This is a genomic window from Thermus sediminis (assembly GCF_003426945.1).
GTDB lineage: Bacteria > Deinococcota > Deinococci > Deinococcales > Thermaceae > Thermus > Thermus sediminis.
Genome location: NZ_QURO01000004.1, coordinates 584775 through 611010 on the forward strand (window position 1 = coordinate 584775; position 26236 = coordinate 611010).

Annotated in this window: 28 protein-coding genes and 2 tRNA genes; 16 read left to right on the forward strand and 14 right to left on the reverse strand. The window is 68.4% G+C overall.

Annotation, left to right across the window (positions count from 1 at the left end; genetic code table 11):
- Nucleotides 1–47 precede the first annotated feature (47 nt).
- The 3 genes from ATI37_RS03705 to fsa all read right to left on the reverse strand — a co-directional run bounded on the left by ATI37_RS03705 (nucleotide 48) and on the right by fsa (nucleotide 3363).
- Nucleotides 48–1241, reverse strand: coding sequence for a LysM peptidoglycan-binding domain-containing M23 family metallopeptidase (locus ATI37_RS03705; RefSeq protein ID WP_117237167.1), 1194 nt, complete (start codon nucleotides 1239–1241; stop codon nucleotides 48–50).
- 173 nt (nucleotides 1242–1414) lie between these two features.
- Nucleotides 1415–2695 carry a transcription termination factor Rho gene (gene rho, locus ATI37_RS03710; RefSeq protein ID WP_117237168.1) on the reverse strand — a complete coding sequence of 427 codons (1281 nt, stop codon included), beginning with the start codon at nucleotides 2693–2695 and terminating at the stop codon, nucleotides 1415–1417.
- A complete protein-coding gene (gene fsa, locus ATI37_RS03715; protein ID WP_117237169.1) occupies nucleotides 2692–3363 on the reverse strand; it encodes a fructose-6-phosphate aldolase in 672 nt (223 codons plus the stop codon). The genes rho and fsa overlap by 4 nt, the downstream gene beginning before the upstream one ends.
- A gap of 407 nt (nucleotides 3364–3770) precedes the next feature.
- Here fsa and ileS point away from each other — a divergent pair, with 407 nt between their 5' ends.
- From ileS to nfo, 4 genes are all read left to right on the forward strand, one after another.
- Nucleotides 3771–6914, forward strand: a complete 3144-nt coding sequence (gene ileS, locus ATI37_RS03720; protein WP_117237170.1) for an isoleucine--tRNA ligase — start codon at nucleotides 3771–3773, stop codon at nucleotides 6912–6914.
- Nucleotides 6915–7027: 113 nt separating this feature from the next.
- Nucleotides 7028–8065, forward strand: a complete 1038-nt coding sequence (locus ATI37_RS03725; RefSeq protein ID WP_117237171.1) for a M24 family metallopeptidase — start codon at nucleotides 7028–7030, stop codon at nucleotides 8063–8065.
- Between the two features lie 103 nt (nucleotides 8066–8168).
- Entirely contained in the window at nucleotides 8169–8660 is a 492-nt protein-coding gene (locus tag ATI37_RS03730) for a septal ring lytic transglycosylase RlpA family protein (protein ID WP_117238503.1), read from the forward strand.
- Complete coding sequence (gene nfo / locus ATI37_RS03735) at nucleotides 8657–9478, forward strand: endonuclease IV (protein ID WP_117237172.1); 822 nt, start codon at nucleotides 8657–8659, stop codon at nucleotides 9476–9478. Before ATI37_RS03730 ends, nfo begins: the two co-directional genes overlap by 4 nt.
- On the opposite strand, the gene ATI37_RS03740 is transcribed toward nfo, so the two are convergent.
- From ATI37_RS03740 to ATI37_RS03755, 4 genes are read right to left on the reverse strand one after another with little or no spacing between them, the layout of a single operon-like run.
- Entirely contained in the window at nucleotides 9458–9676 is a 219-nt protein-coding gene (locus tag ATI37_RS03740; RefSeq protein ID WP_117237173.1) for a hypothetical protein, read from the reverse strand. The genes nfo and ATI37_RS03740 overlap by 21 nt on opposite strands.
- Before the next feature lie 9 nt (nucleotides 9677–9685).
- The gene (locus tag ATI37_RS03745; RefSeq protein WP_117237174.1) at nucleotides 9686–10345 is read right to left on the reverse strand and encodes a site-2 protease family protein; all 660 of its coding nucleotides are present in this window, start codon (nucleotides 10343–10345) and stop codon (nucleotides 9686–9688) included.
- Nucleotides 10342–10947: a zinc metalloprotease gene (locus ATI37_RS03750; protein WP_117237175.1), complete on the reverse strand. Its 606-nt coding sequence runs from the start codon at nucleotides 10945–10947 to the stop codon at nucleotides 10342–10344. The genes ATI37_RS03745 and ATI37_RS03750 overlap by 4 nt, the downstream gene beginning before the upstream one ends.
- Nucleotides 10922–13393 carry a CBS domain-containing protein gene (locus tag ATI37_RS03755; RefSeq protein WP_117237176.1) on the reverse strand — a complete coding sequence of 824 codons (2472 nt, stop codon included), beginning with the start codon at nucleotides 13391–13393 and terminating at the stop codon, nucleotides 10922–10924. Before ATI37_RS03755 ends, ATI37_RS03750 begins: the two co-directional genes overlap by 26 nt.
- A gap of 57 nt (nucleotides 13394–13450) precedes the next feature.
- On the opposite strand from ATI37_RS03755, the gene ATI37_RS03760 reads away from it, so the two are divergent.
- Nucleotides 13451–13544, forward strand: a tRNA-Ser gene (locus ATI37_RS03760).
- Nucleotides 13545–13663: 119 nt separating this feature from the next.
- On the opposite strand, the gene ATI37_RS03765 is transcribed toward ATI37_RS03760, so the two are convergent.
- Nucleotides 13664–13738, reverse strand: a tRNA-Ala gene (locus ATI37_RS03765).
- Between the two features lie 164 nt (nucleotides 13739–13902).
- On the opposite strand from ATI37_RS03765, the gene rpsB reads away from it, so the two are divergent.
- From rpsB to ATI37_RS03805, 8 genes are all read left to right on the forward strand, one after another.
- Entirely contained in the window at nucleotides 13903–14703 is an 801-nt protein-coding gene (gene rpsB, locus ATI37_RS03770; RefSeq protein WP_117237177.1) for a 30S ribosomal protein S2, read from the forward strand.
- Nucleotides 14700–15290: a translation elongation factor Ts gene (tsf, locus tag ATI37_RS03775; protein ID WP_117237178.1), complete on the forward strand. Its 591-nt coding sequence runs from the start codon at nucleotides 14700–14702 to the stop codon at nucleotides 15288–15290. The genes rpsB and tsf overlap by 4 nt, the downstream gene beginning before the upstream one ends.
- A gap of 54 nt (nucleotides 15291–15344) precedes the next feature.
- A complete protein-coding gene (pyrH, locus tag ATI37_RS03780; RefSeq protein WP_117238504.1) occupies nucleotides 15345–16046 on the forward strand; it encodes a UMP kinase in 702 nt (233 codons plus the stop codon).
- A gap of 79 nt (nucleotides 16047–16125) precedes the next feature.
- On the forward strand, nucleotides 16126–16683 hold the full coding sequence (gene frr / locus ATI37_RS03785; protein WP_117237179.1) for a ribosome recycling factor: 558 nt from the start codon (nucleotides 16126–16128) through the stop codon (nucleotides 16681–16683).
- A 34-nt stretch (nucleotides 16684–16717) separates the two neighbouring features.
- Nucleotides 16718–17542: a phosphatidate cytidylyltransferase gene (locus tag ATI37_RS03790; RefSeq protein ID WP_117238505.1), complete on the forward strand. Its 825-nt coding sequence runs from the start codon at nucleotides 16718–16720 to the stop codon at nucleotides 17540–17542.
- On the forward strand, nucleotides 17539–18642 hold the full coding sequence (gene dxr, locus ATI37_RS03795) for a 1-deoxy-D-xylulose-5-phosphate reductoisomerase (RefSeq protein ID WP_117237180.1): 1104 nt from the start codon (nucleotides 17539–17541) through the stop codon (nucleotides 18640–18642). Before ATI37_RS03790 ends, dxr begins: the two co-directional genes overlap by 4 nt.
- Entirely contained in the window at nucleotides 18639–19649 is a 1011-nt protein-coding gene (locus ATI37_RS03800) for a M50 family metallopeptidase (protein ID WP_117238506.1), read from the forward strand. The genes dxr and ATI37_RS03800 overlap by 4 nt, the downstream gene beginning before the upstream one ends.
- On the forward strand, nucleotides 19649–20275 hold the full coding sequence (locus ATI37_RS03805; RefSeq protein WP_117237181.1) for a glycosyltransferase family 2 protein: 627 nt from the start codon (nucleotides 19649–19651) through the stop codon (nucleotides 20273–20275). Before ATI37_RS03800 ends, ATI37_RS03805 begins: the two co-directional genes overlap by 1 nt.
- Here ATI37_RS03805 and ATI37_RS03810 read toward each other — a convergent pair.
- The 6 genes from ATI37_RS03810 to ATI37_RS12560 all read right to left on the reverse strand — a co-directional run bounded on the left by ATI37_RS03810 (nucleotide 20262) and on the right by ATI37_RS12560 (nucleotide 23908).
- The gene (locus ATI37_RS03810; protein WP_117237182.1) at nucleotides 20262–20786 is read right to left on the reverse strand and encodes a hypothetical protein; all 525 of its coding nucleotides are present in this window, start codon (nucleotides 20784–20786) and stop codon (nucleotides 20262–20264) included. The two genes, ATI37_RS03805 and ATI37_RS03810, sit on opposite strands and share 14 nt — an antisense overlap.
- 52 nt (nucleotides 20787–20838) lie before the next feature.
- Nucleotides 20839–21624, reverse strand: a complete 786-nt coding sequence (gene proC / locus ATI37_RS03815) for a pyrroline-5-carboxylate reductase (RefSeq protein WP_117237183.1) — start codon at nucleotides 21622–21624, stop codon at nucleotides 20839–20841.
- The gene (locus tag ATI37_RS03820) at nucleotides 21621–22817 is read right to left on the reverse strand and encodes an RsmB/NOP family class I SAM-dependent RNA methyltransferase (protein ID WP_117237184.1); all 1197 of its coding nucleotides are present in this window, start codon (nucleotides 22815–22817) and stop codon (nucleotides 21621–21623) included. The genes proC and ATI37_RS03820 overlap by 4 nt, the downstream gene beginning before the upstream one ends.
- Nucleotides 22814–23086 carry a stage V sporulation protein S gene (locus ATI37_RS03825; RefSeq protein ID WP_117237185.1) on the reverse strand — a complete coding sequence of 91 codons (273 nt, stop codon included), beginning with the start codon at nucleotides 23084–23086 and terminating at the stop codon, nucleotides 22814–22816. The genes ATI37_RS03820 and ATI37_RS03825 overlap by 4 nt, the downstream gene beginning before the upstream one ends.
- Nucleotides 23087–23176: 90 nt before the next feature.
- Entirely contained in the window at nucleotides 23177–23614 is a 438-nt protein-coding gene (locus ATI37_RS03830) for a type II toxin-antitoxin system RatA family toxin (protein ID WP_117237186.1), read from the reverse strand.
- A gap of 96 nt (nucleotides 23615–23710) precedes the next feature.
- Nucleotides 23711–23908, reverse strand: coding sequence for a regulatory protein RecX (locus tag ATI37_RS12560; RefSeq protein ID WP_332871151.1), 198 nt, complete (start codon nucleotides 23906–23908; stop codon nucleotides 23711–23713).
- A gap of 145 nt (nucleotides 23909–24053) precedes the next feature.
- Between ATI37_RS12560 and ATI37_RS03840 the strand changes: the two genes are divergently transcribed.
- The 3 genes from ATI37_RS03840 to ATI37_RS03850 all read left to right on the forward strand — a co-directional run bounded on the left by ATI37_RS03840 (nucleotide 24054) and on the right by ATI37_RS03850 (nucleotide 26161).
- Nucleotides 24054–24740, forward strand: a complete 687-nt coding sequence (locus ATI37_RS03840; RefSeq protein ID WP_117237187.1) for a metallophosphoesterase — start codon at nucleotides 24054–24056, stop codon at nucleotides 24738–24740.
- 15 nt (nucleotides 24741–24755) lie between these two features.
- A complete protein-coding gene (locus tag ATI37_RS03845) occupies nucleotides 24756–25508 on the forward strand; it encodes an MBL fold metallo-hydrolase (protein WP_117237188.1) in 753 nt (250 codons plus the stop codon).
- Between the two features lie 101 nt (nucleotides 25509–25609).
- Nucleotides 25610–26161, forward strand: a complete 552-nt coding sequence (locus ATI37_RS03850; protein WP_232822441.1) for a CPBP family intramembrane glutamic endopeptidase — start codon at nucleotides 25610–25612, stop codon at nucleotides 26159–26161.
- Nucleotides 26162–26236: the final 75 nt, after the last annotated feature.

The following is a 26236-nucleotide window of genomic DNA, read 5'->3' on the forward strand; positions in this document are numbered from 1 at the left end:
CCTCCAGCTTAGGCCTCGAAGGGTCAAGGGTAGGGGAACACAAACCCTCAGGGCAGGTAGGCCAAAGGGTTCCTGGGCGTCCCGTTCACCCGCACCTCAAAGTGCAGGTGGGGCCCCGTGGACCAGCCGGTGGACCCCACGTGGCCGATCACCTGGCCCCCTTCCACCCACTGGCCCGGGCGGACGGTGATCCGGCTCATGTGGGCGTAGAGGGTCTCCAGGCCCCCCCCGTGGTCCAGGACCACGTGGAAGCCGTAGCCAACCGAACTCCACCCCGCCACTCGCACCTGTCCGCTCTTGGCGGCCATGATGGGGGTACCATGGGGGGCGGCCAGGTCTATCCCTGTGTGGTAGCGCTGGAAGACCCCTCGTTGGCCGTAATACGTGGTGATGCGGAAGCTGGCGAGAGGCCAGCGCATTCCCCCTTCCTGGTAGCTCACCCGGCGCACCTCAGACCCCGGGGTCTGGCGGGCCTGGGCCTGGCGAAGCTGGGCCTGCCTGGCCGCCTCCTGCCTACGCCTCTGCTCCGCCAAGCGCCTGAGCTCCTCCTGACGGCGGCGCTCGGCCTCGAGGCGGGCCCTTCTCTCCGCCTCCTGCTGGGCGCGAAGGCGCTGGTAGGTGGTCCTGGCCTCTATGCCGGGGAGGAGGACCAGGTCCCCTGCCCTAAGCTCCGTGGGGTCCTGGATGCCGTTGGACCGGGCCACGGCTACCGGGGAGAGGCCGAAGCGCTGGGAGAGGGAAACCAGGGTCTCCCCTTCCGGAAGAGCCACCAGGAGCCCCCTGGTTCCCCTGGGAATGTAGAGCAGGCTTCCCGCCACCAGGCGGTCCAGGCTCTCCAGGGAAGGGTTGGCAGAGACCAAGTCCAGGATGGAAAGCCCAAAGCGCTGGGCCAGGGAGGCCAGGGTGTCCCCAGGCCGCACCCGGTACACCTCCACCCCCGGGGGGACCCGGGGTTCCCTCTCCTCCACCGCCACCAGGGGGATGCGAACCTCCTGGCCCACCTGCAAGCGGTCGTTTTTGAGGCCGCTGGACCACATGATGTGCCTGGGGTCCACCCGGTAACGGGCGGCGATCCCCGCTAGGGTGTCCCCGGGGCGCACCGTGTAGAGCACCCAGCCCTTCCTCGGCGCTCCCCCCACCTCCACCGTGGCCTCTGGGAGGGGTAGGGGGCTAAGGATGGGCAGTTTAGCCAAGGCAGGCAGGGCGCAAAATAGGCACAAGGCTCCCAAAATCCCCCGCAAAGGTCACCTCCAAAAACCTAACCCGGGGGGATTATACCAACCCCCCGGGGCCAAGGGGCAAGGGGCGAAGGCCTAAGTGCCCCACCGCGGCTTTCGCTGCGGTGGGGGCCCTCAAAAGCCCTCCCCTAGCTCCGACTTGGCTATCCCATGTTGCGAAACCAAAGTCCGAGCACTTAGCGGGCCGCCAGGGCCGCCAGGAACTCCTTGTTGCTCTTGGTGCGGGCCAGACGGGAGAGGAGCATCTCCATAGCCTCGGCGGGGTCCATGTCCGCCAGGACCTTGCGGAGGAGCCACATCTTGTGGACCACCTCCTCGCCAAGGAGGAGCTCCTCCCGCCTGGTGCCGGACTTCAGGATGTCTATGGCGGGGAAGATGCGGCGCTCCTCCAGACGGCGGGAGAGGTGGAGCTCCATGTTGCCCGTCCCCTTGAACTCCTCAAAGATCACATCGTCCATGCGGCTTCCCGTCTCCACCAGGGCGGTGGCCAGGATGGTGAGGCTCCCCCCGCCCCGGATGTTCCGGGCCGCCCCCAGGAAGCGCTTGGGGAAGTAGAGGGCGGCGGAGTCCAGACCCCCCGAGAGGGTGCGCCCCGTGGGCGGGGTCACCAGGTTGTTGGCCCGGGCCAGGCGGGTGATGGAGTCCAGGAGGATCATCACGTGCCCTCCCTCCTCCACGATGCGCTTGGCCCTCTCATGGACGAACTCCGCCACGCGGATGTGGTTCTGGGGGGGCTCGTCAAAGGTGCTGGCGATGACCTCCGCTCCCCCCACGCTTTCCCGGAAGTCCGTGACCTCTTCGGGCCGCTCGTCGATGAGGAGGACGATGACCTTGATGTCGGGCTCGTTTTTGAGGACGGCGTTGGCGATCTTCTTGAGGAGGGTGGTCTTGCCCGCCTTGGGGGGGGCCACAATGAGCCCCCTCTGCCCCCGGCCGATGGGGGCCAGGAGGTCAATGACCCGGGTGGAGAGCTCCTCAGGGACGGTTTCCAGCCGGATCTGCCGATCGGGGAACTGGGGGATGAGCTCGTCAAAGCGGGGGCGGTTCCTGGCGGCCTCGGGGTCCAGGTCGTTCACCGCCTCCACCTTGATGAGGGTCCCGAAGCGCTCGTTCTCCCTAGGGGGCCGGACCCGGCCCACGAGGTAGTCCCCGCTCCTCAGGGCGTACTGGCGGATGAGGCCAGCGGAGACGATGGCCACCCGGGACTCGAGGTTGTACAGGTTCTCCGTGAGGAAGCCATAGCCATCGGGACTGATCTCCAGGTAGCCCTTGACCAGCCTGAGGCCCTCCCCCTGGGTCTGCCTCTCCAGGAGGGCCATGATCAGCTGGTCCTTCTTCATGCGCTTGTAGTTCTCAATGCCCACTTCCTGGGCCAGGAGGTGGAGCTCGGGGAGGATCTTGGCGGAGAGTTCCTGGTAGGAAAGGGCCATCTCGGGGGTTTCCACTCGCTTCTTCATGGCTTGACCTTATCCCAGTCCTCCATAAAGCGCTTGAGACCGAGGTCCGTGAGGGGGTGCTTGAGGAGGGCCTTGAAGACGCCATAGGGCATGGTGGCGATGTCCGCCCCCAGGAGGGCGGCCTCGGTGACGTGGCGGGGGTGGCGGATGGAGGCGGCGATGACCCGGACAGGGAGGTCCTGGACCTCCCTGATCTCCACGATCTCCCGTAGAAGCTCCCCCCCGTCCCAGGAGATGTCGTCCACCCGGCCCAAGAAGGGGCTCAGATAGGCTGCCCCTGCCCGGGCCGCGAGAAGGGCCTGGTTGGCGGAGAAGATGAGGGTCATGTTGACCTTGATCCCCTCGGCGGAAAGACGCTTGCAGGCCCTTAGGCCCTCCTCGGTGGTGGGGAGCTTGACCACGATCTGGGGGTGGATGGCAGCAAGCCGCCTCCCCTCCGCCACCATGGCCTCGGCCTCGAGGGCCGTCACCTCCGCAGAGACCGGCCCACCCACCAGCTCGCAAAGGGTCGCCAGGTGGGAGCGCAGGCCATCCCAGGTGAGCCTCTCTCCTCTGGCGGCAAACTCCTTGGCCACCAGGGTGGGGTTGGTGGTCGCCCCGGAGAGGACGCCCCAAAGGGCGATCTCCCGTATCTCCTCCAAGTTGGCGGTGTCCAGGTAAAGCTCCATGCTGCTCTCCTTTTCAAGGGAAAGGGGACCGGCTTGGTGCCAGTCTAGCAGACCGAGGAGGGGCGTTGTCAAGGGAGGGGAGGGGCTGCTAGGATGGCCTTAGCCGCCAAAGGGGGATTTTACCCTAGAGCAGGCGGCCTGTAAAGGCGAGGATGGGGCGAGTACCCCTGCCCAAGAGCCCAAAGCGAGCTGGGGAGGGTGGGAGCCCGGCGGTGAGGGCAGGTGGGAAGATCACCCCGGAGCCGCGGGAGGAAAGGGGGTTCCCCGAGTAATGCCCGCCGGGCGGCGCCCGTAATAGCGCCAAAACGAGGGCCTGGATCAACCCAGGAAGCGCGGTGGTACCGCGGAAGTCCCGGTGGCTTTCGTCCGCGCCCATAGGGCGCGGGCGTTTTGCTAGGAGGTGAGGGATGTTCAAGGAGGTCGGCGAGCCGGACTTTCCCAAGCTGGAAGAAGAAGTTCTGGCCTTCTGGAAGCGGGAGCGGATCTTCCAAAAGAGCGTGGAGAGGCGCAAGGGGGGCCCCCGGTACACCATCTACGAGGGGCCGCCCACGGCCAACGGCCTGCCCCACGTGGGCCACGCCCAGGCCCGGAGCTACAAGGACCTCTTCCCCCGCTTCAAGACCATGCAGGGCTACTACGTCCCCAGGCGGGCAGGCTGGGACACCCACGGGCTTCCCGTGGAGCTGGAGGTGGAAAAGGGCCTAGGCCTGGGGAGCAAGCGGGAGATCGAGGCCTACGGCATCGGGCGCTTCAACCAGGCCTGCCGGGAGTCCGTCTTCACCTACGAAAAGGAGTGGGAGGCCTTCACCGAGCGCCTCGCCTACTGGGTGGACCTGGAGGACGCCTACGCCACCCTAGACCCCACCTACATTGAGAGCATCTGGTGGAGCCTGAAGAACCTCTTTGACCGGGGCCTCCTCTACCGGGACCACAAGGTGGTGCCCTACTGCCCCCGGTGCGGCACCCCCCTTTCCTCCCACGAGCTCGCCCTGGGCTACAAGGAGATCCACGACCCCTCGGTCCACGTGCGCTTTCGGCTAAAGGAACCCCAGAGCCTAGGCCTCGAGCAGGCCAGCCTCCTCATCTGGACCACCACCCCCTGGACCCTGCCCGGGAACGTGGCGGCGGCGGTCCACCCGGAGTTCACCTACGCCGCCTTCGCCCTAGACGGGGAGGCCCTGATCCTGGAGGAGGGCCTGGGGAAAAGGCTCCTCGGCGAGGAAACCCCGGTTCTCAAGACCTTCCCCGGGAAGGCCCTCGAGGGCCTCCCCTACGACCCCCCCTACCCCCAGGAGGTGGAGCGGGGCTACGTCACGGTCTTAGCGGAGTACGTGAGCCGGGAGGACGGCACGGGCATCGTCCACCAGGCCCCCGCCTTCGGCGCCGAGGACCTGGAGACGGCCAAGGCCTACGGCCTCCCCCTCCTCAAGACCGTGGACGAGGAGGGGAGGGTGCGGGTGGCCCCCTTCCAAGGCCTCCCCCTCCGCGAGGCCAACCGGGCCATCCTCAAGGACCTCCGGGCCCGGGGCCTCCTCTTCAAGGAGGAGAGCTACCTCCACAGCTACCCCCACTGCTGGCGGTGCGCCACCCCCCTCATGTACTACGCCACGGAGACCTGGTTCATCCGGAGCACCGCCTTCAAGGAGGAGCTTATCCAGAAAAACCGGGAGATCCACTGGGTCCCCCCCCACATTCAGGAGGGGCGCTACGGGGAGTGGCTCAGGAACCTGGTGGACTGGGCCCTAAGCCGCAACCGCTACTGGGGCACGCCCCTCCCCATCTGGGTCTGCGAGTCCTGCGGCAAGGAGGAGGCCATAGGGAGCTTCGCGGAGCTTAAGGCCCAGGCCAAGACCCCCCTCCCCGAGCCCTTTGACCCCCACCGCCCCCACGTGGACGGGGTGGAGCTAGGGTGCGCCTGCGGGGGCACCATGCGCCGGGTGCCCTACGTCATTGACGTCTGGTACGACTCCGGGGCCATGCCTTTCGCCTCGGTCCACTACCCCTTTGAGAACGGGGAGGAGTTCCGGGAGGCCTTCCCCGCCGACTTCATCGCCGAGGGGATCGACCAGACCCGGGGCTGGTTCCACTCCCTGCACCAGCTCGGGGTCATGCTCTTCGGCTCCGTCGCCTTCAAGAACGTCATCTGCCACGGCCTCATCCTGGACGAGAAGGGGCAGAAGATGTCCAAGTCCAAGGGGAACGTGGTGGACCCCTGGGACATCCTGCGGGAGTTTGGGGCGGATGCCCTGAGGTGGTACATCTACATCTCCGCCCCTCCGGAGGCGGACCGCCGCTTCGGCCCCAACCTGGTGCGGGAGGCGGTGCGGGACTACTTCCTCACCCTTTGGAACGTCTACAGCTTCTTTGTGACCTACGCCAACCTGGACCGCCCCAACCTGAAGGCCCCACCCCCGGCCAAGGAGCGGCCCGAGCTGGACCGCTGGCTCCTCGCCCGCATGCAGGACCTCATCCAGAAGGTGACGGAGGCCCTCGAGGCCTACGACCCCACCACCTCTAGCCGGGCCCTAAGGGACTTCGTGGTGGAGGACCTCTCCCAGTGGTACGTGCGCCGGGGCAGGCGGCGCTACTGGAAGAACGAGGACCCCTGGGACCGGGAGTCGGCCTACGCCACCCTCTACGAGGCCCTGGTCCTCATCGCCAAGCTCTCCGCCCCCTTCACCCCCTACCTGGCCGAGGCCCTCTGGCAGAACCTGGTGCGAAGCGTAGACGAGGGGGCCCCGGAGAGCGTCCACCTCGCCGACTGGCCGGGGGTGGACCCCGCCCTCTTGGACGAGGCGCTGGTAGCCAAGATGCGGGCGGTCCTCCGGGTGGTGGACCTGGCCCGCGCGGCCCGGGCCCGAAGCGGGGTCAAGACCCGAACCCCCCTCCCCCTTCTCCTGGTCACCGCCCCCACCGCCTTGGAACGGGAGGGCCTTCGCCACTTCGCCCCCGAGATCGCCGAGGAGCTCAACGTCAAGGAGGTGCGGGTCCTAGAGCCCGGGGAGGAGGTCCTCTCCTACCGGGTCCTCCCCAACCTCAAGCTCCTGGGAAAGAAGTACGGGAAGCGGGTTCCCCAGATCCGCGAGGCCCTAGAAAGGGAGCGGGAGCGGGTGGCGGCCGCCGTCCTCAGGGGCGAGGGCGTGGACCTGGAGGTGGGGGGGGAGACCCTCCACCTCTCCCCGGAGGAGGTGCTCCTCGAGGCCCAGGCCCCCGAGGGGTACCAGGCCCTGGAGAAGGACGGGTACGTGGCCGCCCTGGAGGTGCGGGTCACGGAGGACCTAAGGCTGGAGGGCCTGGCCCGGGACCTGATCCGCCTCCTGCAGGAGGCCAGAAAGGGCATGGGCCTCAGGGTCTCGGACCGCATCCGCGTGCGCTACGGGGCGGAAGGGGCCTACCTGGAGGCCCTGAAGCGGCACGGGGAGTGGATCGCCGGGGAGGTCCTGGCCGTGGAGTTCGCCGAAGGCCCCCTGGAGGGCTACGAGACCGGGGTGGAGGACGAGGAGGGGAAGGCCCGCTTCGCCCTGGAGAAGGCGGAAGCCATCCCCGGCTGAGGCCGCCCCCAAGCCCCTAGGCTAACAGGGGAGGCCCCCCTTCCCTGCCCTCCCGCAGCCCTCTCCGTGGACGCGCTTTACCGGGGGCTGGGGCTAGGGGTATAGTGCCTCCCGTGCAGGAGCTGCAAGCCCTTCTAGAAACCCTGGGGCTAGACGCCCTCTACGTGACCCGCCCGGAGAACGTGCGCTACCTCTCCGGCTTCCCCCACCCGGAGGACGCCCAGGTCCTCCTCACCGGGGAAGGGGCCTTCCTCCTCACCGACCCCCGCTACCCCGAGGCGGAGCGGGAAAGCGGGATCCCCGCCAAGGTCCTGAGGCGGGAGGAGCGGGAGGCCCTCCTCAAGGACCTGAGGGGCCGGGTGGGCTTTGAGGCGGAACACCTCCCCTACGCCGCCCTGGAGCGCCTCCGGGAGATGGCCCCGGTGGAGTGGGTGCCCACCAAGGGGGTCATCGAGCGCCTCCGCCTCAGGAAGACCCCGGAGGAGGTGGAGCGGATCCGCAAGGCCCAGGCCCTGGCGGAGAAGGCCCTGGAGCACGCCCTGGGCCTCCTCCGGCCCGGGGTGGAGGAGCGGGAAGTGGCCCTGGAGGTGGAGTTCTTCCTGCGCAAGGGGGGGGCCGAGGGCGTGGCCTTCCCCCCCATCGTGGCCTCGGGGGTGAGGGGGGCCCTGCCCCACGCCAGGGCCTCGGAGAAGCGGCTTGTGGCGGGGGAGATGGTCACCTTGGACCTGGGGGCCAAGGTGGCGGGGTACCACTCGGACATGACCCGCACCTTCGCCCTGGGGAAGGCCTCTTCCGAGATGCGCCGGGTGTACGAGGCGGTCCAGGCCGCCCTCGAGGTGGCCCTGGAAAACCTGCGGCCGGGGAGGACGGGCAAGGAGGTGGACGCCCTGGCCCGGGAGGCGCTGGGGCGCCATGGCCTGGACCGCCACTTCGTCCACTCCCTGGGCCACGGGGTGGGCCTTTCCGTGCACGAGGGGCCAAGCCTCTCCCCCTACGCGGAGGAGGTCCTGGAGCCCGGCATGGTGGTCACGGTAGAGCCCGGGGTCTACCTGCCCGGGGTGGGCGGCGTGAGGGTAGAAGAGCTGGTCCTCCTCACCGAGGACGGGATAGAGCTCCTCTCCCGCTTCCCCCGGGGCTACCTGGAGGTTTGATGCCACCCCATGCTGGCTTGCGCCAGCATGGGGGCCCCGGCGGAAGGTTCCCGGGAGGCTTTTCTAAGCTGGCAGAGCGAAGGAAACAGGAAGAAATGGTATGATGCGCCTTCTGGCCCTGATCCCCTTCCTTCTGGCCCTCAGCCTGGGCCAAAGCTACACGGTGAAAAGGGGGGACACCCTCTACCGCATCGCCAGGGCCCACGGCCTCAGCGTGGCGGAGCTCATGCGCTTAAACGGCCTCACCTCGGAGCGCATCTACCCGGGCCAGGTCCTGAGGGTGGGGCAGGGGGCGCCTCCGGAAAGGCGCTTCCTCCAGGAAGGCCTCGCCGTCTGGTACGGCCCCGGCTTCCACGGCAGGAGGACGGCCAGCGGCGAGGTCTACGATCAAAACGCCCTCACCGCCGCCCACCCCAGCCTCCCCTTCGGCACCCGGGTGCGGGTCACCAACCCCAAAAACGGCCGGAGCGTGGTGGTGCGCATCAATGACCGAGGTCCCTTTGGGGGGAGGTACATCATTGACCTCTCCTACGCCGCCGCCAAGGCCATCGGGGCCCTCTCCGCCACCTGGGTGCACCTAGAGGTCTTGGAATGAGCGTCCGCTACGGGTTTCACCTATCCATCGCCGGCAAGAAGGGGGTGGCGGGGGCCCTCGAGGAGGCCCTGGCCCTGGGCCTCACCGCCCTCCAGATCTTCGCCAAAAGCCCCCGGGGCTGGAGGGCCAGGTCCCTCTCCCCAGGCGAGGTGGAGGCCTTCCGCGCCCTCAAGGAGATGGCGGGGGGGATGCCCGCGGCGATCCACGCCTCCTACCTGGTGAACCTAGGAGCGGAGGGGGAACTTTGGGAAAAGAGCGTGATGAGCCTGGCGGACGACCTGGGAAAGGCCGCCCTCCTGGGCGTGGAGTACGTGGTGGTCCACCCCGGCTCCGGGGACCCCAGGAGGATCAAGGAGGGGGCCCTAAGGGCCCTCCGCCTGGCCGGGGCCAAGGGGAGGCCCACCCTCCTCCTGGAGAACACCGCCGGAGGCGGGGAGAAGGCGGGAAGCCGCTTTGAGGAGCTGGCCTGGCTCCTCCAGGACACCCCCTTGCAGGCCTGCCTAGACACCTGCCACGCCTTCGCCGCCGGGTACGACGTGAAGGGGGACCCGAGAGGGGTCCTCTCCGCCCTGGACCGAGCGGTGGGGCTGGACCGGGTCCCCGTGGTCCATCTCAACGACTCTGTGGGGGGCCTGGGAAGCCGCGTAGACCACCACGCCCACCTCCTCAAGGGCCAGATCGGGGAAGGCCTCAAGGGGGTCCTCCTGGACCCCAGGCTCGAGGGCCGGGTCTTCATCCTGGAAACCCCGAGGAGCCCCGAGGAGGACGCCTGGAACCTGGGGGTCCTCCGCGGTTGGCTAGAGGAGGCCGCCCCCTAGGAAAAGCCTGAGGGCAGAGACCACCAGGACCAGAAGCCCTAGCCTAAAGGCCCGCTCCTCCCCAAAAATCACCCCAAGCCCCGCTCCCAGGAGGGCCAGGGGTAGCACCAGCCAGTTGAGCCAGCCCAGGAGGGGCAAAAGAGCCGGAAACAAGAGCAGAAGCGCGATAACCGAAAGGGCAAGGCTCAGGGTGCGCATGGCCCCAGCCTATCCGAAGAAAAAGCCGAAGAAGACCCCGCGCGCGAAACGGAGCACCTCCTGGATGGGCCCCCGGAGCACGAAGAAGATGAGGAGGAAGGAGAGCCAGGCGTACTGCTCAAGCCGCCAGAGGAAGGGGTGCCAGGAGAGGGGGAGGAAGCTTTGCAGGATCTTGGACCCGTCCAAGGGGGGGATGGGCAGGAGGTTGAAGATCGCCAGGACCAGGTTGATGCTGCTGGCGAAGAAAAAGGCCAGGGCCAGGACCCCTATGGGGGAACGCCCATCGCCTTGGAAGGCGAGGGCCACGCCCGAGGGGTCCAGGGCAAAAAGCCCCCGCACCAGGAGGGCGAAGAGGACGGCGAGGAGGAGGTTGATGACGATCCCCGCGATGGACACCACGAAGAGGCCCAGACGGTAGCTCCTGAAGGCCCCGGGGTTGACGGGCACCGGCTTGGCCCAGCCAAAGCCCACGAGGAGGAGGAGGACCGTGCCCAAGGGGTCCAGGTGCTTGAGGGGGTTTACGGTGAGGCGGCCCAGGCGCCTAGCGGTCCCGTCCCCAAAGCGCCATGCGGCGTAGGCGTGGCCCCACTCGTGGAGGGATAGGCTGAGGAGAAGGGCCAGGAGGGCCAGGGCAAAGGCCAGGGGATCTTGCTGCAGGAGGGCGATCATAGGCCGAAGACCCGATAGACGGCGCTAAGGAGGCCGGAAAGCCCCTGGACCACGGAGGCGGTGACCCCGGTAAAGGAAAGCACCAGGAAGATGAGGATAAAGCCCAGGGGGCCATAAGCCGCCAGGCGATCCAGAAAGCGCCGGGCCTCGAGGCTCCCCACGGCATAAAGGGCCTTGGCCCCGTCTAGGGGGGGCACGGGAAAGAGGTAGATGGCGGCGTGGAGGAGCATGAGGCGCTGGGCGGCGAAGAGGCCTTCCCCGAAGGGATAGGGCAGAAAACGGGCCAGGAGGCCGTAGAGGAAGGCGGCGAAGAAAAAGCCCAGAGGCCCCATCAAGGCCACCGCGGCCCCCTTCCGCCCGGGAAGGTTCGTGGGCACAAAGCGGGGCCAGCCAAAGCCCAAAAGGAGGAGGAGGATCAGGCCGAAGGGCTCCAGGTGCACCCTCGGGTCCAAGGAGAGGAAGCCGTAGCGCCGGGGGGCGGTCTCCCCGTAACGGTCCGCCCAAAAGGCCTGGAAGAGGTTGTGGATCACCAGGCCCAGGGCGGCGAAGGCGAAGGCGACCAAGAAGACCGAGGGGTCATTGAGGAGAGGCAAGAGTCCCATCGCCCACCAGTCTACGGGCTAAGGCCAGCTCCTCCTCAAAGGTCCGCACCTCCCCCCTGGCCCGGGCCTCGGCCACCCGCCTCAGGATCTCCCCCACCGCAGGCCCCGGCTTGAGGCCCATCTCCAGGAGGTCCCTGCCCCTCAGGAACCGGGGCTTCTCCAGGAGCCACCCTTCCCTCTCGGGGAAAAGGGCCAGGAAGGCGCTCCTCAAGGGCTCCTTCTGGAAGGCCTCCCGTTCCACCTCCTCGCCTTTGGCCGCCCGCAAAAGGAGATCGAGCCCTTCCTGGAGGCGCTTGGGCACGGCCAAGCCCTGGGCCCGCTCCAGAGGGGCCTCCTGGAAGTAGAGGAGAAGGAGCAGGCAAGCCTCCACCCACACCTTAGCCGAACCTTCCAAGGGCCGGAGGCGGGCAAAGGGCTCCCTGGGGGGCAGGCGCAGGCGGTAGAGGGGGTACAGGGCTCCCAGCTCCTCCAGGAGGGCCAGGGCCTCGAGGAAGGACGCCTCCTCCAAGGTGAGGAGAAGCTCGTCCCGGAGGCGGCTTTTGCTGGCGGTGGCCAGGACCTCGGGGAGGAGGGCTGGCGGGAGGGCCTTGAGGGCCTCCTCGGCGAAGCGGAAGGAGAGCCGGGTGGCCAGGCGCGCCCCCCGCACGATGCGGCTTGGGTCCTCCACGAAGGATAGGGGATGGAGGGGCCTAAGAAGCCGCCTCCTCAGGTCCTCCAGCCCCCCATAGGGATCCAGAAGCTCCAGGGTGGCCAGGGAGAGGGCCATGGCGTTCACCGTATAGTCCCGCCTTTCCAAATCCTTGGCGATGGGGGCGGGCCGCACCTGGGGTAGGGCCCCGGGGTAGGGGTAGACCTCCTCCCGGCTTTCCGCCAGGTCCAGGGCGAGGCCAAAGGGAAGGCGCACCCTCCCCGTGCCGAAGGCGTAGTGAAGGGCGTAGCTCCCCCCGAAGCGCTCCACCAAAAAGCGGGCCACCTCCTCCGCCCGCACCCCCGGCTCCAGCACCAGGTCCACATCCGGTCCCGAGCGCCCCAGGAGGGCGTCCCGCACCGCGCCCCCCACCAGGTACACCCCTTGGGGAAAGGCCTCCTTGAGGGCCAGGACCACCCGCCGCGCCCCTTCGGGGAGCGCGGCGAGGATCCGCTCGCCCAAGGGGGCCTCCGGGGCGGGCCGCTTCCTGTAGAGGTCCGTACGGGTGAAGATGCCGAGGAGCCTGTACCCTTCCCCCACCCTCTCCCCCACCAAGACCCTGCCCCCAGCCTCCTTCAGCCGGGCCTCCGCCCGGGAGAGGGGGGTCTCCGGGGGCAGGACCACGGCCCGGGCCAGGAAGCCCTCCACGGGGTGGGCCAAAAGGCCCAGGCGCTCCGCCTTTTTCAGGTCCCGCCTCCTGGCCAGGCCCAAGACCCGCACTCCACCCCCCTCGAGGGGCACCACCACGGGCATGGCCCCGTACCCCCGCTCCTCCAGGGCCTTAAGGGCCTCCCGCACCGTGGTGGGGGAACATACCTCCACTGGAGAGGTCATGGCCTCCCTTAGGGTGGCCTCGGGGTCCAGGTACTGGGGAAGGCTTTGCAGAAGGCTCCGCAAGGCGGTCCTCTCCCCTTTGACCCGGGCGAAGGCCGCCCGGGGGTGCCCTCCGCCCCCCACCTGGGCCAGCCAGCGGGCCACGTCCAAGCGTTCCTTGCTCCGGGCGATGAGGAGCACCTCCCTCCCCAGGCGCAGGATCAGAAGCACCCCATCGGCTTCGTGGAGGTCCAAGAGGGTGTGGGCCAGGGGGGCCAGGGCGGGCACGTACCCCTCCTCCTTGGCCCGGGCCAAAAGGAGGCGGAAGCCCCCCTTCTCCACCACTCTGGCGCTTTTCAGAAGGTCCTGGAGGATGGCCCTGGCCTCCGGGCCCAGGTGGGGCCGGACCCAGGTCCGCACCCTGGGGATCTCCGCCCCCTCTAGGGCCAGAAAGTGGGCAGCCTCCAGGTCCAAGGGGGTGGTGGAGGGGAAGCTGAACCCCCCCGTGTCCTCCCAAATCCCCGCATAGGCCAGGGTGGCCTCCAAGGGGGTAAGGGCGAGGCCCCGCTCCCTCAGAAGGGGCACCAACAGGCTCACCGTGGCCCCCACCTCCTGGACCCGCCCCCCCACCGCGGGCACGTCCCCAGGGGAGCGGGGGTGGTGGTCAAAGACCAGGAAGGGCACCCGCCCCACCAGGGCGCGAAAAGGGCCGATGCGCTCGGGGCGAGCGTTGTCCACCAGGACCACCTCGGATACCTTCCCCAAGGGGACTTCCGAGGCGGGCACCAGGTCCAGGCGGTCCTCCAGGAGGGGGGCGATCTCCTTCAGGGGGCCCTCGAGGCCCCCTACCACCGCCAGCACGCTCCCGGGAAAGAGCTTCCCCGCCAGGACCATGGAGCCCAGGGCATCAAAGTCCAGGTTCTCGTGCGCCACCACCACCCGCACGGTTAAAAGCTTACTTGACGGGGGCTAGGCCCCTTGGTACACTCAGGCTTGGCGCTTGGAGAGGTGCCCGAGTGGCTGAAGGGACACGACTGGAAATCGTGTAGGCGGGCCTAAACCTGCCTCGCGGGTTCGAATCCCGCCCTCTCCGCCAGAAAGCCCCAGGCCTCGCGGCTGGGGGCTTTCCTTTTCCACCCCTTTCCACTCTGGCCTCTAGAGGTCAAAAGGGCTTCCCCCCTCGCGACCGAGGGGGGAAGGCTTGCGTCCTGGACCTGGTGGAGCGGGGGGGATTTGAACCCCCGTCCTCCCGCTTGCAAGGCGGGTGCTCTCCCCCTGAGCTACCGCCCCAAGCCTCAGGGAGTATAGCCCAAACGGGGGGGTTACGCAAAGGGCTAAGGAGCCCTATAATCGGTAAGGCGTGCCGGACCAGCCCCTGGGCAGGGGAAGGTCCCTGGGGAAAGAGGCCGGCCCGCGGGAAACGCCAAGCCCAACCTTCCCCGAACGGGAGGACTATGCCGCTTAACATCGGTGTGAAGGAGCTTCTGGAAGCCGGGGTGCATTTCGGCCACGAGCGCAAGCGCTGGAACCCAAAGTTTGCCCGCTACATCTACGCGGAGCGAAACGGCATCCACATCATCGACCTGCAGAAGACCATGGTGGAGCTGGAGCGGACCTTCCGCTTCCTCGAGGACCTGGCCATCCGCGGGGGCACGGTGCTCTTCGTGGGCACCAAGAAGCAGGCCCAGGACATCGTGCGCATGGAGGCCGAGCGCGCCGGGATGCCCTACGTGAACCAACGCTGGCTGGGGGGGATGCTCACCAACTTCAAGACCATCGCCCAGCGGGTGAACCGCCTGGAGGAGCTGGAGAAGCTCTTCGCCTCCGAGGGGATCCAAGAGCGCCCCAAGAAGGAACAGGTGCGCTTGAAGCATGAGCTGGACCGCCTGCAGAAGTACCTCTCGGGCTTCCGGCGGCTGAAGCGGCTCCCCGACGCCATCTTCGTGGTGGACCCCACCAAGGAGGCCATCGCCGTCCGGGAGGCCCGGAAGCTCTTCATCCCCGTGATCGCCCTGGCGGACACCGATTCCGATCCCGAACTGGTAGACTACGTCATCCCCGGCAACGACGACGCCATCCGCTCCATCCAGCTCATCCTCTCCCGGGCGGCAGACCTCATCATCGCCGCCCGGGGTGGGGTGGTGGAGCCGTCTCCCTCCTACGCCCTGGTGGAAGAGGCCGAGCGCATGGAGGCCGAACAGGGCCGTGGGTTCGCCCATCAAAGCTTTGAAGGCGCAGACGAGGTGGAGGCATGAGCCAGACCGAACTCATCAAGAAGCTCCGAGAGGCCACGGGGGCCGGGATGATGGACGTGAAGAAGGCCCTCGAGGACGCGGGCTGGGACGAGGACAAGGCGGTGCAGCTCCTGCGGGAGCGGGGGGCCATGAAGGCCGCCAAGAAGGCGGAGCGCGAGGCCCGAGAAGGCCTCATCGGCCACTACATCCACCACAACGGGCGGGTGGGGGTGATCCTGGAACTCAACTGCGAGACGGACTTCGTGGCCAGGAACGAGGTCTTCCAAAACCTAGCCAAAGACCTGGCCATGCACATCGCCATGATGAATCCCCGCTACATCTCTGCCGAAGAGGTCCCCGCCGAGGAGCTGGAAAGGGAGCGGCAGATCTACATCCAGGCGGCCCTGAACGAGGGCAAGCCCAGGGAGATCGCCGAGAGGATCGCCGAGGGCCGCCTGAAGAAGTACCTGGAGGAGGTGGTCCTCCTGGAGCAGCCCTTCATCAAGGACGACAAAGTCAAGGTGAAGGAGCTCCTCCAGCAAGCCATCGCCAAGACCGGGGAGAACATCGTGGTGCGGCGCTTCTGCCGCCTGGGAGTGGGGGCGTAGGCCATGGAAACCGCCGGGGCCCTTACCCACGAGGGCCCCGGCTTTTGTCGGGCCATGAAGTACAGGCGCGTCCTCCTCAAGCTTTCCGGAGAGTTCCTCACCAAGGATGGGTTCGGCATCGATCCCGAGGCCACCAAAGCCCTGGCCAAGGAGATCAAGGCCGCCTACGATACGGGGGTTGAGCTAGCCATCGTCATAGGGGCAGGCAACCTCTGGCGGGGGGCCAGGCAGGGGGTGGGCATGGACCGGGCCACCGCCGACTACATCGGCATGCTGGCCACCATCATGAACGCCCTGGCCCTGCAGGACGCCCTCGAGGCCCTCTCCATTCCCACCCGGGTCCAGACCGCCCTCACCATCACCCAAGTGGCCGAGCCCTATATCCGGCGGAGGGCCCTGAGGCATCTGGAAAAGGGGCGCATCGTCATCTTCGGGGGAGGGACGGGGAACCCCTTCTTCTCCACGGATACCGCTGCCGCCCTCAGGGCCCTGGAGGTGGGGGCGGAGGTGGTCCTCATGGCCAAGAACAAGGTGGACGGGGTCTACTCCGAGGACCCCCGCAGGAATCTGGAGGCGGTGCGCTTTGACGAGCTTGGCTACCTGGACGTCCTGAACCGGGGCCTCCAGGTCATGGACACCACCGCCATCACCCTGTGCATGGAGGCAGGGCTGCCCATCGTGGTCTTCGACATCTTCAAAGAGGGCGCCTTGGTGGGTATTATCCAGGGGGAAAAGGTAGGCACCCTGATCCACTGACCCCGGACCCCCGACGCCAGAGCCTCGCCATTGGACCCTGGACCTTTGACCCCTGACCCTTGCGCGGAAAGGAGGCAGCATGACCCTGAAGGAGCTCTATGCGGAAACCCGGAGCCAAATGCAAAAAAGCCTGGAGGTTCTGGAACACAACCTGGCGGGCCTGCGCACTGGGCGGGCCAACCCCGCCCTGCTCCTACACCTCAAGGTGGAGTACTACGGTACCCAGGTACCCCTCTCCCAAATCGCCACCGTCACCGCCCCCGACGCCAGGACCCTGGTGGTCCAGTCCTGGGACCAGGGCGCCCTTAAGGCCATTGAGAAGGCCATCCGCGACTCCGACCTGGGCCTGAACCCCAGCAACAAGGGGGACGCCCTTTACATCAACATCCCCCCCCTCACCGAGGAACGGCGCAAGGAGCTGGTGAAGGCCGCCCGCCACTACGCCGAGGAAGGGCGCATCGCCATCCGCAACATCCGCCGGGAGGCCTTGGAGAGGCTGAAGAAGCTCTCCAAGGAGCTTCACCTCTCCGAGGACGACACCAAGCGGGGGGAGGCCGAGATCCAAAAGATCACCGACGAGTTCATCGCCAAAGCGGACGCGCTTTCGGCCAAAAAGGAGCAGGAGATCCTGGGCTGAGATGCCGCCTTCCGAGGATCTGTAGGGAGGGGTGGTGAGGGACGACCTTCCTCTAAGGGTGGTCTCCTCCATTTTGGGAGCCGCCCTCCTCCTCCTGGTCCTCTGGGTAGGCCTTCCCCTCATCCTTCCCACCCTCCTTTTGCTTCTCGCGATCGGCGGGCTGGAGCTGAGGAACATGCTGGCCCGAAGGGGAATCGCCTTAAACCTCCCCTTCCTCTTGGGCGGAGGGAGCCTCCTCTTCCTCTCCTCCCTGCCCCAGCTCCACTGGCACTTTCCCCAAGTACCCTGGCGGGAGGTGGTCCTGGGCCTTTTCCTCATAGGGAGCTTGAGCTACGAGCTCCTAAGGGGTGCGGACCTGGCCCGTTTCGCCTTCACCCTCGTGGCCTTCCTCTACCTGCCCTGGACCCTAGGGTACGTCCTCCTCCTCCGGGAAATCCCGGATGGCACCCTGGGGCTTTGGACCCTGTCCTTGCCCCTCGTGGCCAGCTTCGCCACCGACATCGGGGCCTACTTCGCCGGGCGGTTTTTCGGCCGCAACCAGCTGGCCCCGGAGATCAGCCCAGGCAAGACCCTAGAAGGCTCCTTAGGAGGGATCCTTTTCAGCTTCGCGGCCCTTTTGGTCTACACGGGGGTGGTACGGGAGGTCTTCCCCTTTGGGCTCTTGGAGCTTTGGTTCTTCAGCCTTCTCCTCTCCCTAGCGGCGCAGCTTGGGGACCTGGTGGAGTCCATGCTGAAGCGCTTTTGCGGGGTGAAGGACTCCGGCCATTTCCTGCCGGGGCACGGGGGGCTTTTGGACCGCTTGGATAGCCTCCTCTTCACCATACCTGTCACCTATTTTTTGGTAGTGTTTTTCACATGAAGCAGGTGGTGGTTCTCGGTTCCACGGGCTCCATCGGCCGGCAGGCCCTCGAGGTCTGCCGCTGGCGGGGCTACCGGGTGGTGGGCCTGGCGGCGGGGAGGAACCTGGAGGTCCTCGCCGACCAGATCCGGGAGTGGCGGCCCCTTTTGGTGGCGGCGGAGGAGGGCCTCCACGGGGAGCTCAGGGCCCGTTTCCCCGGGCTCAAGCTCGCTCTCCCCGAGGAGGTGGCGGCCCTCGAGGCTGAGGTGGCCGTGGCCGCCATCCCGGGCCTGGCCGGGCTCCCGCCCACCCGGGTGGCGGTGCGCACGGGCAAGCGGGTGGCCTTGGCCAACAAGGAGGCCATGGTGGCGGCGGGACCCCTCCTTTGGGAGGAGGCGGAGGGGAGCGGGGCGGAGATCCTCCCCGTGGACTCGGAGCACTCCGCCCTCTTCCAGGCCCTGCTGGGGGAGCGTCGGGAGGATGTGGCCGAGCTCATCCTCACGGCCAGCGGCGGTCCCTTCCTCAGGGGCCCCGAAGACCTCTCCCAGGTGACCCCGGAGATGGCCCTCAACCACCCCCGCTGGCGCATGGGGCCCAAGGTGACCGTGGACTCCGCTACCCTCTTCAACAAGGGGCTGGAGGCCCTCGAGGCCAAGGCCCTCTTCCGCCTTCCCCTGGAGAGGATCCGGGTCCTCATCCACCCCCAGGCCTACGTCCACGGCCTGGTGCGCTTCGTAGACGGGAGCTTGAAGGCCCAGCTTGGCCCCACGGACATGCGCCTTTTCATCCAGTACGCCCTCACCTACCCGGAGCGGGCGGAAACCTCCCTCAAGGACCTCCCCATCCCCGGGGTCCTGGAGTTTTTGGAGCCGGACCTCGAGCGCTTCCCTGCCCTGGCCGTGGCCTACGAGGCGGGAAGGCTTGGGGGCGTGGCCCAGGTGGCCGTTTCCGCCGCGGACGAGGTGGCGGTGGAGGCTTTTCTCCAGGGCCGGATCCCCTTCACCCGCATCCCGGAAGTGTTGGCCAGGGTCCTGGAAAACACCCCCGAAGAACCCCTAACATGGGATAGCCTCTTCGCCGTGGACGCCTGGGCCCGGGAGGAGGCCAAGAGGTGGGCATGAGCCTGATCTGGTTCCTGATCATCATCGGCGTTAGCATCTTCGTGCACGAGCTGGGCCACTACCTAGCCGCCAGGGCCCAGGGGGTTCGGGTCAAGGCCTTCAGCGTGGGCTTCGGCCCGGTCCTCTTTCGGAGGTCGGCCTGGGGCACGGAGTGGCGCCTCTCCGCCATTCCCTTGGGGGGCTATGCGGACATCGAGGGCCTCCTCCCCGAGGAGCGGGGCCGGGGATACGACGCCCTGCCCTTCCTAGGCAAGCTCTTGGTCCTGGTGGCGGGGGTGGCGATGAACGTGGTCCTGGCCTGGGGCCTCCTCGCCTACCTGTTCAGCGCCCAGGGGGTGCCGGAGGCGACGGGGCGGGCGGTGATCCTGGAGGTCCTACCCGGGAGCGTCGCCGAAGGCGCAGGGCTAAGGCCCGGGGACATCCTCCTGGCGGTGGACGGAAAGCCCCTAGAACGCCCCCAGGAGATCGAGCGCCTCAAGGTCCCCGGCCTCCGCACCTTCACCGTGCTGCGGGAGGGGCAGGAGGTGGCCCTGGAGCTCAACTGGCAGGCGGGGATGGAAAGGCTGGGGGTGGTCTACCAACCGGAGGTGACCTTCCGCGAGACCAGCTTTCTCTCAGGGCTGGCCTTAGCGGTAGGCCGCACCCTGGCCTTCGGCCCGGAGCTGGTCCGGGCCCTAGTGGGGGGGCTCTTAGGGGTGCTGGCGGGGCGCGAGGACTCGGGGGTGATAGGCCCCGTGGGCATCGTGGCTGAGACAGGGCGAGCAGCCCAGGAGGGGATCTTCCGCCTCCTTGAGCTCACCGTGGCCATCAACCTCTCCCTGGCCCTCTTCAACCTCCTGCCCATCCCTGCCCTGGACGGGGGGCGGATCCTCCTCCTCTTCCTCTCCCGTCTCTTCCGCATCCGCCCGGAGCAGGAGGCCCTGGTGCACTACCTGGGCTTCCTCTTCCTCATCTTCCTGGTCCTCCTGGTCACCCTGCAGGATCTGAGGCGGCTCTTGGGAGGCTGATGGAGGCTACGGTCCTCATCCCTGCCTACAACGAGGAGAGCACCATCGCAGGGGTGGTGCGGGTGGCCAAGGAGGCGGGCTTTCCCGTGGTGGTGGCGGACGACGGCTCCCTGGACCGCACCGCGGAGGAGGCGGAGAAGGCCCAGGCCCAGGTGATCCGCCTTCCCGGGAACCGCGGCAAGGGTGGGGCCATCGCCGAGGGGCTCAAGGCGGTGAGGACCCCCTTGGTCCTCCTGCTGGACGCGGACCTTCTGGGGCTTAGGGCGGAGCACCTCCAGGCCCTCGTCCTGCCCGTGGCCAGGGGGGAAGCGGAGATGGCCGTAGGGGTGTTCAGGGGAGGGCGGCCCTCCACGGACTTGGCCATGCGTTTCGCCCCTTTCCTTTCGGGGCAACGGGCCCTGCGCACCGAGGACCTGCGGGGCGTGCCCGGCCTGGAAAGGGCCCGCTACGATCTGGAGCTCCTCCTCACCCGTCACGCCCGGGCAAGGGGCTGGCGGGTGCGCTACCTGCCCCTTTCCGGGGTGAGCCAGGTGATGAAGGAGGAGAAGCGGGGCTTCCTAAGGGGCTTCCTCCACCGCCTGCGCATGTACGGGGAGCTCCTCCGCTACCGCCTCAAGGCAAGGTGAAGCGGAGGAGCTCCACCCAAGCCTCCCCCGCGCGGTAGGCCACCACCCCCAGACCCGGGACCAAGTAGATCTCCTTGAGGTCGGTCCCCCCCCTCTCCGTGGTGTAGGCCACCCGCACCCGGTAGGCGTTGAAGGCCCCCGCCCTGGTCCTGACCCCCTCGAGGCCCTCCACCCGGGCGGAAAGGGCCACCCTTTGGCCCTGGAACCGGGCGCTCCCCCCCCAGGCCACCCCGGGGCCTAGCTGGGCGGGATAGAGGAGGAGGGGCGGGGCGAAGGGAAAGTACCCCTCGGGAAGGCCTACCCCCAGGAGATGGAGCCCCTCCGGGCCTGCCTTGAGCTGGTCCTCCCGAAAGACCCGGCCCTCCCTCAGGTAGCGGAGGCGGTAGCCCTCGGGGGTGGGTGAAAGCTCCTGCAGGGTGCCGTCCGAGTAGGCGTACCGCCCGCCCCCCTTGGGGAAGACCTGGGCCAGGGCCAGGGGGAGGAGAAGGAGAAGGGCCACAAGCCGCCTCATAACCCAGAACCCCTCCCGAACCCCCCAGGCCCAGGCTTGGGACAGGCCGGCATCACTCCGCCTCCCCCAGCTCGTGCCCCCGCCTGGTGGCCGCCTCCACCGCCTCGTAGAAGGCGGCCCTGAGGGCCCGGGCCTCGAGGGCGTGGAGGCCGTGGATGGTGGTGCCTCCGGGGCTCGCCACCTCGTCCTTGAGCTCCGCGGGGTGGCGGCCCTTGAGGAGCTCCCCCGTGGCCGCCATGGCCTCCGCCGCCAGGCGCAGGGCCAGGCCCCGGGGCATCCCCATCTTGACCCCGGCGTCCGCCAGGGCCTCGGCCACGAGCGCCAGGTAGGCGGGAGCGGAGGCGGACATGGCGGTGAAGGGGTCAAAGAGGTGCTCGGGGATCTCGTACACGCCCCCCACGGTGGCGAAGAGGGCCCGGGCGAAGTCTAGGTCGCCCGCCTCCTTGGCCTCCCTTGGGGCGGTGAGGGCGGTGGAGCTCTCCCCGATGGCCGCCGCCAGGTTGGGCATGGCCCGCACCACCCGCCGGGTGGAGAGCCTCCGGGCCAGGACCGCGGTGGACACCCCGGCCATGATGGAGATGTACCCCACCCGCGGGTGGGCGATCTCCGGGGCCAGCTGGGGGAAGTCCCGCGGCTGGACCGCAAGGAGGACCCGCTCCGCCTGGGGGAGGGCCTCGAGGGACAGGGGCTGGATGCCGAAGGCCTCCGCCAGCTCCTGGGCCCGCCCCGGCGTGCGCCCCACCACCCCTACCTCCTCAGGGCGCAGGAAGCCCCCGCTCAAGGCCCCCCGCAGGATGCTCCGGCCCATCTTGCCCAGGCCCAGGAAGACCAGCTTCATGCCTTAGAGTCTACCTTCCGTAGGCGCAGGTAATAAAACCCGTCCAGGCCCTCCCGGGGGGCCACGTAGACCCCAAGCCCCTCCCGGAGCACCGGCAAAGGGCAGGCGAAGGGCTCGGGGCGGAACCCCGGATGCCCCGCCAAAAAGGCCCGGGCCACCCCCTCCCCCTCCTCCTCGGTAAGGGAGCAGACGGCGTAGACCAGAAGCCCCCCCTCCTCTGTGGCCCGGGCAGCGGTCTCCAGAAGCCTCATCTGGAGCTCGGCCATGGCCTTGGGGTCCCCTGGGCGGAGGCGGTAGCGGAGCTCGGGGTGGGTGCGAAGGGTGCCCGTGCCGGTGCAGGGGGCGTCCAGGAGCACCTTCCTGGCCCTCTCCTCGATGGGTTCCCTGAGGTCTTGGGTGCGGTAGGTGACCCTAAGCCCAAGCCTCTCCGCCGTCCTGGCGCCCGCCTCCTGGCGCCTTCGGTTCAGGTCGTAGGAGACCACCTCCGCCCCCTTGGCTGAGAGGTAAAAGGCCTTGAGCCCCGCCCCTCCGCAGAGGTCCAGGACCTTCTCCCCAGGCTCGGGCGCAAGCAGTTGGGCGGGGAAGAGGGAGGCCGGGTTCTGGGGCTGGAGGCCCAGGGCAGGGAAATCGGTCTTGGGGCCCTCCCAGACGTAGCTCCCCGGGACAGGGCCCGGCCTGAGGCCCACGGGGCGGTAGGCGGTGACGAAGAGGGGAGCAGGCTCGTTGAAGCCCTCGGCGAAGCCCACCTCCCCGAAAAAGCCCCGCCAAGCCTCGCAGAGCCAGTCGGGCAGGGAAAGGCGCACGCACTCCGGGGCTTCCCGAGGATGGAGGCGGCGGAGCACAGCGTTCACCAGGCCCGCCAGGGCGGGGTGGCGGCCCTTGGCCTCCTCCACCCAGGGGCTTACCCGGGCGTGGCCCGGCTTCCCGGAAAGCCACTCCAAAGCCCCTAGGCGCAGGATCCAGCGCACCTCCTTGGGCAGCCGCTCCGGGGCCTTCAGGTGGGGCTCCAGGAGGAAGTCCAGAAGCCTGAGCCGCCGGAGGACCCCGTAGACCAGGTGGGTGGCGTAGGCCTTGTCCCGCTGGGAAAAGCCCGACCGGTCCAGGGCCCGGTCCAGGAGGAGCTGGGCCCGGCCCCCGCGCTCCACCTCCAGGAGGATCCCGAGGGCCAGGTCCCTAGGGGATGCGGCCCTCAAGACTCCAGGGGGTGGGCCCTGATGCTGAACTTAAGGGCGGTCCGCTCCTCGTTCTCCAGGTCCAGCTTGACGAAGGCGGGCTTGACCACCAGGTCCAGGTTGTCGGGGGCGATGTAGCCCCGGGCGATGGCGATGGCCTTCACCGCCTGGTTCACCGCCTGGGGCCCGATGGCCTGGACCTCCACCTCGCCCTTGGTGCGCAGAAGCGCCGCAATGGCGCCAGCCACGGAGTTGGGGCGGGACTTGGAAGAGACGCGCAACGTTTCCACTTTGACCTCCTGAGAACCCCTGGGCCACCCCGCTTGGGAAGCCTTGGGCGGCTTGGGTCCATGCTAGGGCAGGAGGGGCCTCCTTGGCAACTAGGCGGCCAAAACCCGCTCCTCCAGGCCCTTGAGGAGGTTTTCCACGTTCTCCTGCATCAGCTTCTGCACCAGCTTCTGCAGCAGTCCCCCGAAGATGGGGATGGTGAGCTCGTAGGTGAGGGTGAGGACCACCCGGGTGCCCTCCCCCTCGGGCAGGAAGGCCCAGGTGCCCTCGTAGCGGTCAAAGTCCCCCTCGGGGGAGTGGAAGCGGTTCCTCAGGTTCTCGTCATCCCACTCCTCCTCCTCCAGCCAACGCACCTTCCTGCCCATGGCCATCGCCACCCACTCGCTCTTGGTGCGGTCGCCCTCCCGGGAGAGGACCCTTAGGCTCTCCACCTCCTTGAGGTAGGGCTTGAGGCCCTCGAGGTCCTTGGCCAGGGCGTAGACCTTCTCCGGGGGTGCTGGGATGTACCGCTCGGCGCGCACCTCGGGCATGGGCCCTTTTTACCCCCTTTCCTCCTCCTTGGCAAGGCGGTGGGCCTCGAGGGCCGCGGAGAGGGGAAAGCCCCACCCCTAGGGGCAGCGGACCGCCTAGGCCTTGTCCTGCCGCCTGGGGTAGGGGCGGAGGGCCCTGAGGAGGGCCCCCAACACGTCCTCCCCCTGGGGCAGGACCGCCACCTCCTCCCCCACCCCCTGGGCCCGCAGGGGCCCCCCAAGCCCCAGGGGGCCGTACTTGCGGCGCACAGCTACGAGGGTCTCGGCGAAGGCCCGGTCATCCAGGTAACCCAAGGCTTCCAGGCGCCTCAGGGCCTCCCCCCGCCGAAGCCGGCCTTGGGCTTCTCCCCAAGGCGGGCCCGGCCCAGGGCCCGCCGGGCCAGGAGGCGGAGGGCGTAGGGCAGGGCCTCGTCCATGCCTTTGGGGTACGCTAAAGCCCATGCGGGTCTTCGCCATCGCCGATCCCCACCTCTCCCGCGCGCACCCCAAGCCCATGACCATTTTCGGGCCCGCCTGGCAGGGCCACCCCGAGGCCTTTTTCCGAGGCTGGCGGCAGGTGGTGGGCCCCGAGGACCTGGTCATCGTGGCCGGGGACATCTCCTGGGCCATGCGCCTCAGCGAGGCCATCCCCGACCTTTTGGACCTTTCGGCCCTTCCCGGGAAAAAGGTCCTCCTCAAAGGGAACCACGACTACTGGTGGCCCTCCATCAGCCGCCTGAGGGCAGTCCTCCCCGAAGGGATGTACGCCCTGCAAAACGACGCCCTGGTCCTGGGCAACGTGGCGGTGGCGGGCACCCGGGGGTGGGAGTACCCCCCCAAGACCCCGGAGGACGAGAAGATCCTCGCCCGGGAGGTGGAGCGGCTCGGGCTCTCCCTGAAGGCCCTCGAGGGGAAGCCCTACCGCCACCTGGTCCTGGCCTTCCACTTTCCCCCCTTCGGCCCCGGTGGGGAGGCCAGCCCCCTTCTGGAAAAGGCGCTGGAGGCAGGACCCCAGAGCATCGTCTACGGCCACCTGCACGGGGCGGACCCTGAGCGCCTGCCCAGGGCCTACCGGGACGTCCCCCTCCACCTGGTGGCCGCAGACGCCCTGGGCTTCCGGCCCAAACTGGTCCTGGACGCAGGCTAAGGTTATACTTGGTACATGGTTTGGAAGCCGGTGGGGGAAGGGGTGGAGGCCCTCTACCTGACCACGCCCATCGGGCGGTGGGTGGGGTACGGGGTCTACGTGTACCGGTACCGGGGCCTCCTGGTGGACACGGGTCCCTCCAAGGCACGGCCTTTCCCCCCGGAGGCCGAGGCCGCCCTCCTTACCCACGCCCACGAGGACCATGCGGGCGGGGCGGCGCGGCTCGGGCTGCCCACCTATGGAAGCGCGGCCACGGCGGGCCTCCTCGCCGCCCCAAGCCCCCTGCGCCTCTACCGCCGCCTGGTCTGGGGCAACCCTGCCCCCTTGCAGGTGGCGGTGGCGGAGCGGGTGGGCCCCCTCCACCTCCTGCCCACCCCGGGCCACGCCCCGGACCACGTGGCCCTCTACGACCCCGAGAGGGGCCTCCTCTTCGGCGGGGACCTCTTCCTGGGCGTGAAGGCCAGCCTGGCCCCACCGGGCTTTGACCTAAAAGCCCTCTTGGAAAGCTTGAGGGCCGTGATCGCCCTCAAGCCCTCGGCCTTCTACTGCGCCCATGCGGGGCCCGTGGCGGCCCCCCTTCAGGCCCTGCGGGCCAAGCTGGATTTTCTGGAGAGGAAGCGGGAGGAGGCCCTTGGCCTGAAGGCGAAAGGCCTGGCCCCCGAGGAGGCGGTGCGCCACCTTTTCGGCGGGGAAAGCCCCATAGCCTACCTCTCCGGAGGGGAGATGAGCCGCCTGGCCCTGGTGAAGGCCCTTATGATGGAGCCATGATCCCCGTCCTCCTCCCCCCCCATCCCCAGGAAGGGGGTCCTGGAGGCTCCCCAGGTGGCGGTCCGTCCCCGGGGTCAAGGCGCCCCTTAGGGGTTTGAGCGGTGTCCAACCCCTGGCGTTTCCTCCTTCTCCTCCAAGGAGGCCTCCTCCTCCTGGGGGCTTCGGGGATGCTCCTCCTGGACTTTCCCCTGGGCGGGGACAGCCCCTGGACCGAGGTCCCGACAGGGGTGCTCCTCTTGCTGCTCCTGGCGGGCCTCGAGGCCCTCTTTCGCCGCCTCCTGCCCGCCTCCTTCGGGGAGGCGGAGAGGCTCCACGGGGAGCTGGGAAGGGCCCTGAAGACCTCGGGGCTTGGCCCCCCAGCCCTCCTCCTCCTGGCCCTCCTCTCCGGGGTGGCGGAGGAGGTCTTCTTCCGGGGGTTCCTGCAGAGCCTCCTCCTCCTGAAGCTTGGGACCCCGGCCGTTCTCCTCCAAGCCTTCCTCTTCGCCCTCCTCCATCCCGCCCCCAAGGCGGCCTGGGCCTACACCCTGTACACCGGGGTGGCGGGCCTCCTCTTCGGCTTGGCCTACCTTTTGACGGGAAGCCTTCTTCCTGGAATCCTGGCCCACACCCTCCACAACGCCCGGGGTTTCTACCAGGCTTGGCGCGGCGCTTAGCCCAACGCCCACGCCCGGCAAGGAGAAAGGGACTACATTGTCCCCCGGTCCCGTGCTAAAATATGGCGAGCAGAG